The sequence below is a fragment of the Pseudomonas sp. 01L34 genome (assembly GCF_056400265.1).
On record NZ_JBFTSX010000010.1, the window covers coordinates 141,385 to 154,897 of the forward strand.

11 protein-coding genes and 1 pseudogene are annotated in these 13,513 nt (G+C 55.4%); 5 read left to right on the forward strand and 7 right to left on the reverse strand.

The window, feature by feature from the left end; genetic code table 11:
- Positions 1-29: 29 nt before the first annotated feature.
- From AC1DQM_RS27010 to tnpB, 7 genes and pseudogenes are all read right to left on the reverse strand, one after another.
- Entirely contained in the window at positions 30-881 is an 852-nt protein-coding gene (locus tag AC1DQM_RS27010; RefSeq protein ID WP_064616696.1) for an urea carboxylase-associated family protein, read from the reverse strand.
- 16 nt (positions 882-897) lie between these two features.
- On the reverse strand, positions 898-1,551 hold the full coding sequence (locus AC1DQM_RS27015; protein WP_018929820.1) for a GntR family transcriptional regulator: 654 nt from the start codon (positions 1,549-1,551) through the stop codon (positions 898-900).
- Between the two features lie 78 nt (positions 1,552-1,629).
- Complete coding sequence (fabF, locus tag AC1DQM_RS27020; protein WP_477747102.1) at positions 1,630-2,904, reverse strand: beta-ketoacyl-ACP synthase II; 1,275 nt, start codon at positions 2,902-2,904, stop codon at positions 1,630-1,632.
- Between the two features lie 31 nt (positions 2,905-2,935).
- The gene (locus AC1DQM_RS27025) at positions 2,936-3,730 is read right to left on the reverse strand and encodes an SDR family NAD(P)-dependent oxidoreductase (RefSeq protein WP_477747103.1); all 795 of its coding nucleotides are present in this window, start codon (positions 3,728-3,730) and stop codon (positions 2,936-2,938) included.
- Between the two features lie 193 nt (positions 3,731-3,923).
- The gene (locus AC1DQM_RS27030; RefSeq protein ID WP_192350957.1) at positions 3,924-4,259 is read right to left on the reverse strand and encodes a ComEA family DNA-binding protein; all 336 of its coding nucleotides are present in this window, start codon (positions 4,257-4,259) and stop codon (positions 3,924-3,926) included.
- Positions 4,260-4,490: 231 nt separating this feature from the next.
- Positions 4,491-5,579: an acyltransferase family protein gene (locus AC1DQM_RS27035; protein WP_477747104.1), complete on the reverse strand. Its 1,089-nt coding sequence runs from the start codon at positions 5,577-5,579 to the stop codon at positions 4,491-4,493.
- A 603-nt stretch (positions 5,580-6,182) separates the two neighbouring features.
- Positions 6,183-6,353: pseudogene (tnpB, locus tag AC1DQM_RS27040) on the reverse strand (IS66 family insertion sequence element accessory protein TnpB); the annotation flags it as partial.
- Positions 6,354-6,957: 604 nt separating this feature from the next.
- Here tnpB and AC1DQM_RS27045 point away from each other — a divergent pair.
- The 5 genes from AC1DQM_RS27045 (at position 6,958) to AC1DQM_RS27065 (ending at position 13,513) form a co-directional block, all read left to right on the forward strand.
- Entirely contained in the window at positions 6,958-8,400 is a 1,443-nt protein-coding gene (locus tag AC1DQM_RS27045; protein ID WP_477747105.1) for a UbiA family prenyltransferase, read from the forward strand.
- The gene (locus tag AC1DQM_RS27050; protein WP_310397275.1) at positions 8,397-9,710 is read left to right on the forward strand and encodes an FAD-binding oxidoreductase; all 1,314 of its coding nucleotides are present in this window, start codon (positions 8,397-8,399) and stop codon (positions 9,708-9,710) included. The genes AC1DQM_RS27045 and AC1DQM_RS27050 overlap by 4 nt, the downstream gene beginning before the upstream one ends.
- Entirely contained in the window at positions 9,707-10,447 is a 741-nt protein-coding gene (locus tag AC1DQM_RS27055; RefSeq protein WP_477747106.1) for an SDR family oxidoreductase, read from the forward strand. Before AC1DQM_RS27050 ends, AC1DQM_RS27055 begins: the two co-directional genes overlap by 4 nt.
- Positions 10,448-10,634: 187 nt before the next feature.
- On the forward strand, positions 10,635-12,566 hold the full coding sequence (locus AC1DQM_RS27060; protein WP_477747107.1) for an ArnT family glycosyltransferase: 1,932 nt from the start codon (positions 10,635-10,637) through the stop codon (positions 12,564-12,566).
- Complete coding sequence (locus AC1DQM_RS27065) at positions 12,563-13,513, forward strand: NAD-dependent epimerase/dehydratase family protein (protein WP_436275210.1); 951 nt, start codon at positions 12,563-12,565, stop codon at positions 13,511-13,513. The genes AC1DQM_RS27060 and AC1DQM_RS27065 overlap by 4 nt, the downstream gene beginning before the upstream one ends.

Below are 13,513 nucleotides of genomic sequence, written 5' to 3' on the forward strand. Positions count from 1 at the left end.
GGGGCAAGCCCCCTCGCCACAAAAACCCTTCACTTTTCCCAAGCCGCCTTGGCAATGTGCAAGCCATGCAATCCCTTGTAAGCCGCACGCTCCGGCTGGCTCCAGCCTTCAAGCAACGAATCCTCCAACCGGTAAATTTCTACTCCCAGCGGGCGACAGACGCTCAACGGATCCTGCGCATCCGGCCCCCACATGGCCAGCGACAGATCGCCACCCGGGCAGGTCGATAGCGCACACAAAAGATCAATCTCGGCAAAGAACTCCAGATAGTCGCCCTTCTGCGCCGGGCAGGCTTTCATGAAATACAGGTCGTCGTGGTTCAGGCCGGTGCACTGGAAAATGTTCAACACGTCATGCACATCGAACTCGGTCAGGCCATGGGGCAATACGGCGCGAGTCAGGTTGGAGTGGCAGTGATGATGGAAGTCTTCGCCGGTAAGCATTTTGTTCACGTAAGGATCGCAGCGCGTTCCCAGCAAATCGTGCAAACGCCCGCCGTGTTCGTCGATGCCATAACCGGCCAGGCTGTCGTCGGTAATGGTCACCAGCGGCCGTAAAAATGGCAGGTTCGACCAGAGCCGGTCATGGGTGCTGACATGGGCGCCCTGCAACTGCCGGGTCCGCGCCGCCCACAAGCGCTCGCGCGGATCGTGGGCATTCCAGACGTTGAAATCCCCGACTTGCGGGCCGACCGGGGTCGTGACCCTGAACACATGCCCGGCCGGCACATTCCAGGCGCGACCGGTGCGGATCGGCACTTCGAACTGCTCGATCAGCGTGCGCCCCTCTTTCTGGTCGCGGATCCGTTCATAGAAGGCTGTGTCCACCTGCAAGGCCGAGCCTTTGCTGACTTGATAGGCCGCCGGATAGTCTTTGTACATGGCACAAAATCCTCGATCAGTGATGGGAAGAAGGGGCAAGCATCTGCAACAGGAGGTGTTCGGAGTCGTCAAGATAACGGCTCATGGCGTCCGCAGCCGCGCGTTTGTCGCCGTCGGCCAGCAACTCATGTATCTGCCGGTCACGCGCCAGCCAGGGCGCCTGAAAACGTGATTCATCGGGAGCGGTGCAAAACACCAGGCGCAGTTGCGCGACAACGTTGGTGAAGAACTCATCGAACAACGGACTGCGCAGCAATCCGACGATGTGTTGATGAAAGGCCAGGCTGTGGGTGCCGACCGCGCGCCAGTCCTCACGCTCCCGGGCCAGTTCTGTGGCCTCCAGGGCTTCGAGCATCCGGTCGGACTGATACTCACGCAATGGCTGGCTGGCGCTGATGGCTTGCAGTTCCAGGGTGCGCCGAACCTTGAACAGATCGCGCACATCATCGACACCCAGCCTGCGCACCATCACGCCCTTGTTGCGGACATAGCGGGTCAGCCCTTCCTGCCCCAGACGGTGCAACGCCTCGCGAATGGTGTTGCGCGAGGCGTTGTAAGCCGACACCAGATCGTTTTCCACCAGCGCCATGCCGGGCAGCAAACGACCGCCGATGATGTCAGCGCGCAATTCCAATGTGATGTGGTCGGCCAGGGACAGTCCGCTGCTCATACTCAACGCCTCGTGATTGTTCAACAATCGTCTGCGAATGAGTAATCACTATTCGTGCCATCACCTGCCTGTCGTGAACTAATCCTCCCAGTATTTGAACAATACGCTGGCGTTCACACCGCCGAATCCGAAACCGTTGGACATCGCGTAGTCGATGTTCATTGGTCGCGCCTGACCGTGGACGATGTCCACGCCTTCGGTGGCCGGATCCGGGTTATCGAAGTTGAGCGTGGGCGGCACCACCTGATCTCGCAGTGCCAACAGGGTAAAGATCGCCTCGACTCCGCCTGCGGCGCCGAGCAGATGCCCGGTGGCGGACTTGGTCGACGTCACCGCGATCTTGTTGTCCGAGCCGAACAACGACTTGATGGCCGCCAGCTCTCCCAAATCGCCAACCGGTGTCGAGGTGGCGTGCGCGTTGAGATGCTGCACCTGTGCCGGCGAAATGCCCGCCTGCGCCAGCGCCAGCGACATCGCCCGACGCGCACCGCTGCCATCCTCCGGCCCCGCAGTCAGATGATAGGCATCGGCGCTGGTGCCGTAACCAACCAGCTCGGCCAATGGTTGAGCCCCGCGTGCCAAGGCATGTTCCAGGGATTCGATCACCAGCAGGCCCGAACCCTCGCCCATCACGAAGCCATCGCGCCCACTGTCGAACGGCCGCGAGGCACGCTCCGGGGTATCGTTGTAGCCGCTGGACAGGGCCCGAGCCGCCGCAAATCCGGCGAGACTGACCCGATCGATCGCCGCTTCCGCGCCGCCACACACCGCAATGTCCGCCTCACCGCAACGAATCAGCCGCGCCGCGTCACCAATCGCCTGAACCCCGGCCGCGCACGCTGTTACCGGAGCCCCCAAAGGCCCCTTGAAACCGTGCTGGATCGACACATGGCCCGCGGCGAGGTTGACCAGAAACGAAGGAATGGTAAACGGCGATAACCGTCGCGGACCACGGCTGTCGGTGGTGCGCACCGCATCGGCAATCGCGCCGAAACCACCCACGCCCGAGCCGATAATAGTGGCCGTGCGCTCCTGGGTATTGGCGTCGAGCGCCTGCCAACCAGCCTGCTCAACTGCCTGACGCGCCGCCTCCATGGCGAACACAATGAAACGGTCCATCTTCTTCTGCTCTTTGGGCGGCGTCGCCCGATCCGGGTCAAAACCCGCCTCGGCATCTTCCGCCAGAGTCGGCACCACGCCACCGACCTTGGCCGGCAGATCGGCAACCACCTCGTCCGGCAACGCCCGCACCCCGGAGCGTCCAGCCAACATACGCGCCCAGACCGCTTCGACGCCGCTCCCCAACGGACACACCAAGCCCATGCCCGTGACCACCACCCGACGATTACTCATAGCGCAAATACCTCAATCGATTCATGGCGCCTCACTTGTAACGCGCCGCTGCCATGCTTCTGGACAGATTCGGCGCCATCGCATGACGCGCCGCCATAAAAGCTTCCCACTCGGAGACATTCGGTAACGAAGGAATGGTGATCAGTTCACCCTGATCCAGACCCGACAGCGCCGCGTCGACCATCTCCCCTGCGTCCATGATCATGTCCTCCGGAATCTGGGACGCATCAATACCTGAGCGCTCCAAAATCTCGGTGCGCGTCACTCCTGGCAATACCGCTTGCACCTGAACCCCGGTGCCTTGCAGCTCAGTATTCAACGACTGAGTCAGGCTCAATACATAAGCCTTGCTCGCGCTGTACGTCGCATTGAACCGCTCAGGAAACAACGCCACCACCGACGCAATATTGATAATCGTCCCACGACCGGCCTTGGTAAAACCGGCTGCCGCCGCAGAAGCCAACCGCGTCACCGTGGTGACGTTCAACTGAATCAAGCGCTCCATCTGATCCATGTCGGCGTTGGCCAACAAACCATCCGCCGCGATACCGGCGTTGTTCAACAATAGGCTGATGCTTGAATCGCTGCGCAGACGCTGCTCAATCTTCAATACATCATCCTTTTGCGTCAGATCCGCCTTGAGCACCTCAACCTGAACACCATGCTCCGCGCGCAATTTGCTCGCGGCAGCCTCCAGCCGTTCCTGATCACGGGCGACCAGCAATAAATCAAAACCACGCGCTGCCAACCGTTGCGCGTAAACCGCACCGATGCCAGAAGATGCGCCGGTGACAAGGGCCGTACCTTGGGCCTGGACAGAATTCATGACAGTGCTCCTGGGTGGATGCTTAAGGGAAGACGAACGCTTCAGCGAACGACGGATTTATTATAGGCATAATTTTATCGCCATATGATAGCCGTAATTTTTTGCATCCCGATAAAAGGTGCCAGATAGCCCTCTGCAGCAATAAGCAAAAAAGGCCGGTCAATGACCGGCCTCCTAGTGTGGATTTATAAGCTTAGTTCACTTCCAGCTTCTCGCGATTCTTGTCCAGAATGGCTTTGCCGATACCCTTCACTTCCAGCAGTTCGTCTACCGACGAAAATGGCCCATTACTCTCACGATAAGCAACAATCGCCTTGGCCTTCGCCTCACCGATCCCGGACAACTCCCGTTGCAGAGTTGGTGCATCAGCCCCATTCAGATCGACCTTGGCGGTTTGAGGCTTGGCGGCAGCGTCCAGCACCAAGGGTGCCTTGGCAGCCTCTGGCGCAGCCGTCGGCGCAGCAATGGCCGCAATAGAGGCGCTGGTGAGCAGGGCAAAAACCAGAGAGTAGAAATAGCCAGTACGCATAAATGAAGCTCCATGACATCGATTGGAAGAAGCAGCTTTTCCGAAGCTGCCTCCCAAACTTAGGCGATGTGATGGAGCTGTCAAAAGTGTGTCCGTTACAGGATGTGAAACAATCGAAAGCGCTCCATGAACCCTTGGGGAGTTCAGGATCGTCAGGCATCTGCACGGCAGACCCTGTAGCGCTTCATAGGTGACCTGCGTGACTGTTACATTATAAATACATACACTTGCTCAAGCCCCTGAATTGAGCTTCTCACCCACAACAGGATTGAACGCCGAATCGGCATCAGCACCATTCGATACAGACCTGACTTTATTTTTTGGCTTGAATTTGAGAACCCTTTTCTCTATCAAATGCCAAGAGGCGTATCCTAAAACCAGCGTAATGACCACTGTAACAACAAGGTAAGTTGAATAGGCCATATCAGGGAATTTTAGCAAAACAAACTGCTGAACCGGAAAAGCATAGATATAAACACCGTAAGAGCAGTCACCCACTTTATTAACCAAGCTCCCCAACCAACTTCTGGAAAGTCCATATGCCAAGACGACATACGGTAACGTAAGCCATAGCAGGGACTTCGAAAACGATAAATACGGCGCCAGAAAAAGGGTAATCATCACCATGACAGCTACGCCGGAGAGACTGAACCACCGTTCGAGCCCCCACTTCGCATAACATGCCCCAATCATGAAATAGATGCCTATCAACGGAATGTTTCTTACATCAGTACCGTGAACCACCAGCAAAGGCGCATCTCGCCAGCACCAAAAAACTACAATCAGCGCAAACAATGCTGCGGTAATTGTGTATACCAGACGACCGCCATTGAATAGAAGCCCAAGTGCCACCACTACCAAATACATGAAAAACTCAATAGGCAAACTCCATAGAGGACCATTGATCACATTGGCAACTCTGGAGTGCTCCAGCACGCCCGGCAAATAAAATACCGGACTTAAAATTATATTCTTCAAGTACATAACAAATGCCAGATCCGAAAAATACTGCTTGACTGTCAACGTCGAAAAAACGGGACCAAGCAGAAACGAAGTTAGCACCACAACAACAATCAGGGCTGGAAATATTCGCAGCGATCGCTTAACTAAAAAGCTAATGACCGAAGGATCAAAACTCCAACTTTTTGAAATCAAATAACCACTAATGATAAAAAATATCGCGATCCCGAGCCCGCCATAGGAATCAATACCAATAAAAATCTCCGGGGTATTACCGTAAATATCGAATGAATGAGCATATAGAACCATCAGCGCGGCAACCAACCGTAACAAGTTCAAGTTATTATCCTTGTGCAGCATGCATTTCCGCCTGATATTAATTACAGATGATAAGAAATTTCTATTCTTGCAGGAGCTCATTGGCCGCGTAGGGCAATAGCCCGGCGCTTCGTCAGGCCTGGGCAAATGTCTTCGCTGGAAGACTGGATCACACGTATTCCCGTGCCATCATTGATGACGCGGTGAGGATGATACAACGCCACTTGGTCTTCTTGCAGCTCAATCAGCCTTTGCACCGTCCAACTGCGAACTGGAGCGCGCTGCTTTTGAAGGCGCTTGTGCTGCTGCTCTGCCATGACGTCGTTGCGATAAAGCGTGTCAGGGAGGTCAGGAGCGTAGGAGTTCCTGAGCCTTGGATCGCTCGTCGCCTGTCGCTTCGGATCCGGCAGGTCTCGGTATTGCGAGCTTCGAGGAGCTCACACTATCGTGGCACAGGTCGCGCCCGGCGCTGCTGAGAGACGCCGTCGTTTATACGTATGCAATCCACGAAGTACACCTACCGCCAGATGTGCTTCCCGTTTACCGTGACAAAGACTTCGAAGCCTTGCTGCCGCGGAACTACACGCCGAAAATTCCAAGATAGCCATAGATCCCAACCTTTAAAATATGGGGTTAATGGAGCGCTTACGATACGTTCAGCTCTTGTACGGTCAGCACGATCACCTCATCCGTGATGTCGGGCGAGGTTTTGAACCATTCAGACTCCAGGCGCTTAAGCCAAAGGCAAAACCCGTTGCGCTCCCAATAAAGGATTTTCACTAGATTACGAGGGCGATTCAGAAAGACGAAAAGTACGGGGTCAAATACCTGTCAAAAATGTGTCCGTTACAGGATGTGAAACAATCAGGGCTCGAGTCGAAGTTGCTGGTAGATTCAGTCAACGATATCGCCATCGGGGGATGTAGCCACTGACGGCTTCGCGTAGGACCTGTCGAGCGCGGGTGTAATCGTCCAACCGCGCCGAGCGTTCGCCTTCCTGTCGTAAACCGGAGTTGCGAGCGAATGCCACTGACCTTGCGCGGCGGGGCGGAAAGATCAAATTCAGCAATTGCGAGAAGCGGATCGGTGCCCGGAATCGACTCCAAGGCGAGCGGAGTGATCTACGGAGAGAACGGTGAAAATGGATGATTCTCGGGGGTTACTGACGCACCTCACTCTTTGTGAGGGAATCCAATCAGGTTGACCAGTGAGGTATGGGCTGCATTACGACTTTGCGATCACCCGGATCACTATGCCCTGTCAGACAATTTAGTAGCCACTTCCCGTGAAACCATGTGCCAGCCGTGGTATTCTTTCGCGTAAATTAGAGCCTGATAGCCTTTTAGTAGCCTTTGCTAAGATCTCCGTTGTTTTCCTGATCTTATTTTGTTTGAGTCGCCAATATTCAGGAAGAGCTCTTGTGACTGTCCAAATTACATCTCCCACTATTCCGCTTATTGTCGATCTCGACGGTACCCTGCTGCGCTCCGATCTGCTGCTGGAAACAGGTATGGCTTTTGTTCGGCATAAGCCATTGAGCCTGTTTAAACCCTTTATTTGGTTGACCAAAGGCAAGGTGGCTTTAAAGGAAGGCCTCGCCCATGCCACCCATATTGACGTCAGTGTCCTGCCTTTCGATCCTGCAGTCATTGAACTAATTGAAGTCGAGCGGCGTACCGGTCGGACCGTAGTGCTGGCGACAGCCAGCCATTACAGCCTGGCCGAACGCATTGCTGAACATCTTCAATTGTTTGACCTGGTGCTAGCCTCTGACAGCAAGCGAAACCTGTCGGCCCATCGTAAACGCGATCTGTTGGTCGAGCACTATAGTGAGCAGGGCTTTGATTACGTGGGTAACTCTCATGACGACGTCCCAGTTTGGGCGGTTGCCCGGAAGGCTTATGTGGTCAATCCGGAATCCGGTGTTGAGCGTGGCGCTCGGGCACAGGGCAATGTCGAACAGGTGATTCACTCCAATCCTTCCAGGGCGAAGGACTGGTTGAAGGCGTTGCGGCTGCACCAGTGGATGAAGAATGCGCTGATTTTCGTGCCTCTAATAGCGGCGCATCAACTGACCAACCCCATGCTCCTATGGCAGGGAGTATTGGCCTTTCTGTTTTTTGGACTATGCGCCTCTAGCGTCTATCTACTTAATGACTTGTTGGATCTCGCCGATGACCGGCATCATCACTCCAAACGACATCGTCCATTTGCCGCTGGACGATTGTCGATCAAGTCCGGGCTACAGCTCTTTCCCGTATTATTGGTTGGCGCTTTTTCCGGGGCTGCATGGCTTCTGCCTTGGGAGTTTTCCGGAACCCTCATTGCATACTACATATTAACTCTCGCCTATTCGCTGTCATTGAAACGACAGATGGCTATCGATGTGATCGCCCTGGCTGCGCTTTATACCCTGCGCATCATAGCTGGCGCGGCAGCATTCGGCTTGGAACTGACATTCTGGATTTTGGCGTTTTCGATGTTCATGTTCCTGAGCCTCGCACTAGTTAAGCGCTACGCGGAACTGCGCGAAGCAAGGCGCAAGGGCGATACCGGGAAAACCCGTGGGCGAGGCTACTATCCCGCCGACCTGGAAATGATTTCCTCGCTGGGCGCGTCTTCCGGTTATCTAGCCGTAATGGTCTTGGCTCTATACATCCATGATCAGGCTACAACCGGGCTTTATGCCCACCCACAGGTGATCTGGCTAGCCTGCCCGCTGCTCTTGTTCTGGATCACTCGAGTGTGGATGCTCACTCATCGCGGGCAAATGCATGATGACCCTGTAGTGTTCGCCATCCGCGACCGCAGCAGTCTGGTCGTTGGCGCTTTGTTTGGGCTGGTGTTCTGGGTAGCAGCATGAGTCGTCCGCTGCACTCTTGGGGATGCTATCCCTATGCCCCGCAGACTGCACACGCTTGTAGCTGGCGTAGCGAAGTCGAGTCTCTGCGCGATGCGGTGGCCGCCACGCACGGGAGCACCCTGCCGTATGGCAACGGACGTAGTTATGGAGACAGCTGCCTAGCCGCGAGCGATCAAGTGTTGCACATGCGAGCTCTTAATCGCTTCATCCAGGTTGATTGGCAGCAGGGAACCGTACAAGCAGAGGCCGGTGTAACCCTCGCCGAGATCCTGGCAATTTCCATCCCGCAGGGCTGGTTCCTGTCAGTCACACCTGGCACCCAGTTTGCCACCCTCGGCGGGGCCATCGCTAACGATGTCCATGGCAAGAACCATCACCTGCGCGGCACCTTTGGCAACCATGTGCGGCGTTTGGGTTTATTGCGCCATAATGAAGGAGTGCTGACCTGCTCTCCTACCGAGCATCCCGAATTTTACACCTCTACTATTGGAGGTTTAGGTCTGACTGGGATTATCGTGTGGGCAGAAATTCAGCTTATCCCCATTCGCACCAGCCAGATCGACAGTACCGTAGTGCGTTTCGGCAATCTGGGCGAATTCTTCAGCCTGTCCGCCGAACTCGATCACCAGCATGAATACAGTGTCGCCTGGATCGACTGCCTGGCAAAAGGCACTCAGACCGGGCGGGGCGTATTCATCGTAGGTGACCACGCACGTTATGGTTCACTGGAAGTGGACGAGCGAGCGAAATTGAGCATGCCGCTGACACCGCCCGTGTCTCTAATCAACAACCTGTCATTGCAAGCTTTCAATAATATGTATTGGAGGGTGCATCCTGCCCAGAGCACACGCAAACGCGGTGACTACGAGCCCTTCTTTTATCCGCTGGATCGCATACTGCATTGGAACCGTATCTACGGGCGCCGAGGTTTCCAGCAATACCAGTGCGTGATACCCGACGCAGTGGCCGAGGTAGTCATGCACGAGTTGCTAGAAGCCATTGCAGACTCTGGCCAAGGCTCGTTTCTCGCCGTGCTCAAACGCTGTGGCAACATCGCCTCGCCAGGCCTGCTGTCCTTCCCTCTCCCCGGCACCTCTCTAGCCTTGGACTTTCCGCAGAAGGCTGACTTGGTGCGGCTGTTTGCAAGGCTGGATGCCATCGTTCGCGAGAGTGGTGGTCGCCTGTATCCGGCCAAGGATGCCCACATGACCGGCGGCGATTTCCGCAAAGCATACCCCGCATGGGAACGACTGGAAGCACTGCGCGATCCCTCTCTGAATTCCCACTTCTGGAAACGAGTTACTGCATGAAACGAATTCTAATTATTGGTGCAACATCGGCCATTGCCGCTGCCTGTGCACGTCTATGGGCCGAACAAGGCAGCGAATTTTTTCTCGTGGCCCGTAACCTCGAAAAACTAGAACAAACCGCAGCCGACCTGAAAGGTCGAGGCGCCAAATCAGTAACACTTCACTGCATGGATGCCACCGACTTTGTAGCACACGGCGCAATGCTCGACAGTTGCCTAGCGACCTTACAGCAAATCGATATTGCGCTCATTGCGCACGGCACATTGCCCAATCAAAAAGTCTGCGAGCAGGACGTCGGCGTAGCGCTCCAGGAATTTGCCAACAATGGTACGTCGGTGATCGCCCTGCTAACGCTGCTGGCCAACCAATTTGAAACCCAGCGTTGTGGCACCTTGGCTGTGATTTCCTCGGTAGCTGGCGACCGCGGTCGTCCGTCCAACTACTTATACGGTACCGCCAAGGCTGCGGTTTCCACCTTTTGCGAAGGTCTACGAGCACGGCTGTACAAAGTCGGTGTACATGTCATCGACATCAGGCCCGGGCTTGTCGATACACCGATGACTCAAGGTCTATCATTACCTGCTGCACTGCTGGCCAAGCCTGAGCAGGTGGCCCAACGCATTGTAAAAGGTACCGACCGAAAAGTTGACGTCCTCTACGCCCCGGGATTCTGGGTATTAATCATGATGATAATTAAGTTAATTCCTGGCGCACTCTTCAAAAAAATGAATATGTGAAATCACTCACTTCCAGACGGGTGGGCAGTGCGAATGTTGTAGTTATGCTACAGGCGCAAATTGTTGCGCAATAACAATGTACCGCGCTTCTGGTCATTGATCATGATGGTCATCCGGAAGTTGCCGCAATTCATATTCAAAAAAAAAATTCTGATATTCAAACTTTTAGACGGGCTGGGGTGGATCCTTGAAGCTATTCAAGTTGGCAGATAATGAGCTGCTGATCGAGCGCAGTATCAAATGCATTGCCGTATTGACGGTGCTTTACGCGACCTATTTGGCGTTTCGCTTTTCGGGGCAGCCATTGCTCGAATTGTTCGGCTTTCGCCAGACCCAAACAGCGCTGACCTCCTTCTGGTTCATCAAGGAGGGTTTCAAGTTCGCCTACGAAACACCCGTCTCCGGCGCCCCCTGGTCAATCCCGTTTGAATTCCCGCTCTATCAGGCGCTGGTGGCGCTGATCAGCAAGTTCACGGGCATCGATCTGGGCAAGGTCGGCAGGATCGTTTCTTTCGTGTTCTTGGTGCTATGCCTGCTGCCGGCTCGCTCCATTTGCCTGTCGTTGAAGCTAGCCCCGCGCAGCTTCTATATTTTCGCCGGTCTGCTGTTCTCCAGCCCTCTTTACCTGTTCTGGGGTCGCACCTTCATGATCGAGACGGTGGCGGTGTTCTTCGCCGTTGCCGCGATTAAGTATTTCCTCGATTTCCTGGCCGCAGGTCGCCACCGGGACGCGATTTATTTCACCACTCTGATTTCGCTTTCGATCCTGCAAAAAGCCACCACCGGCCTGCCGGTGCTGGCGGTAATGGCACTGGTATTCCTGGTCCACGAAATCCAGCGCAATGGGGGCCTGCTCAAGGCCATCAGTGCACGCAACATCACGTTGGGCATTCTGCTGTTCGCACTGCCCATAGTGTTCGGGGTTGCCTGGACCCACTACACTGACGTGCTCAAGAACCAGAATGAATTCGGCAGCGCCCTGACGTCCAGCGCACTCTCGACATGGAACTGGGGTACTTTGCCTCAACGCTTTTCCAAGCTGTTGTATGGCGAGGTCATCTGGTCACGCATCGTCAAGGGCAACCTGTCGGGCGTCTTCGGTATCGCAATCATCCTTTGCGCCCTGTTGATGGCTCGCGACACCAGAACTCGCCTAGTGGTGCTGATGAGCTGCGTCCTGGCATTGTTGCCCCTGTTCCTATTCACCAATCTTCATCTAGTCCATAGCTACTACCAGTCGGCCAGCGTCATTTTCATCATCTTCGCACTGGCTGTGGCGCTGTCCGAAGGCCTCGCTCATCCGCAGTCTCGCCTGTGGATATTGGGGCTGTTCGTAGCCTTGCTGGCCAACAACTACAGCACCTTCGCACAAGGGTACGGCGAAAACCTGCGGCAGAAGATTGACCTGAGCAACTCCAGAGACCTGCTGGTGGCTGACACGCTGAAGCACAACATGAAGGAAGGCGAGGCATTTACCCTGTACGGCAACGACTGGAGTTCGTCGATCGTCTACTACGCACAACACAAGTCATTCACCATTGCCAACAGCTTCAAGGATCTGGACAAGACCATCGAATCCCCCGAGACCTTCCTGGGTGGCGCGCCCCTGGGCGCGGTAGTCGCGTGCCCGCCGGTTGAGAAGCCCAGCCTTGGCCAATTGGTTAACCAGCAACACAAAGACGGTCAGTGGAAGGTCGCCGAAGTATCAGGCTGCTACATCAGCCTGCCACAGACGAACGTGGGCCTGGACCTACCGAAGGCCCCAGCGCAATGCATTGGTAGCCTTGACTTCGCGAACCCGACCACGCAGAAGCTCGCAGGCGCCATTGAAGCCAAGGGCTGGACCGTCGTGGATGCGGCCCGCAACCAGCTGCCGTCACAGGTCTACATCACCCTCACCGATGCCCACCAGAACGTGCGTTACTATGATGCGACCCAGTACGCACGCCCTGATGTAAACGACTTCTTCAAAAAATCCGACCTCGGCAACGCCGGCTTCGGCCGCGTTATAGACACCCGCGACCTCAAGGGCAGCTATGCCGTTGGCGTGGCCCGCGTGGTAGGCAAGGAACTGCAGTTGTGCCAATTTCGCAAAGACATCCAGGTTGACCCGCAATGACCGCTATTAATCTTGATGAACGTATCATCCTGCCCGGCGGTGCCGGGCTGGTCGGACAGAATCTGGTAGCTCGCCTCAAGGCCAAGGGCTACAGCAATATCGTGGTCATCGACAAGCACCGCGAAAACCTGGAGATCCTCAAGCGCGTACAGCCTGACGTGACCACCATTTTTGGTGACCTGTCCATGCCCGGCGAATGGCAACAGGCCTTCGCCGGTGCCAATGTGGTCGTCATGCTGCAGGCACAGATCGGTGGTATTGACTATCAGGAATTCGTCAAAAACAACGTTGATGCCACCCGCCTGATTCTTGAACAGATCAAACTGCACAGCATCGACTATCTGGTGCACATCAGCTCTTCGGTGGTCGAATCGGTGGCCGACGACTTCTACACAAAAAGCAAAATAGACCAGGAAAAGATGGTGCTGGAAAGTGGCATCCCCTGCCCGGTGCTGCGCCCGACGCTCATGTTTGGCTGGTTTGACCGCAAACACCTGGGCTGGCTGTCGCGCTTCATGAAGAAGGTTCCGGTCTTCCCTATTCCTGGTCATGGCCGCTACATGCGCCAGCCGTTGTACGTGGGCGATTTTTGCAATGTCATCATCAGCTGCATACAAAACCGTGTGCGCGACGGCATCTATAACGTATCGGGGCACGAAAAAGTCGACTACATCGATATCATTCGCGAAATCAAGCGTGCCACCGGCGCCAAGGCCGTGATCGCTTGCATTCCCTACGGCCTGTTCTACAGCCTGATCTGGACATGGAGCCTGTTCGACAAGAACCCACCCTTCACCACCCAACAGCTGGCTGCACTCAGCGCCAAGGACGAATTCGAGGTCAATGACTGGCCCGGCACCTTCGGCGTGACCTACACGCCGTTTGCCAAGGCGATACAGGAAACCTTCAACGACCCCACTTACAGCAAAGTGGTTCTGGAGTTTTGA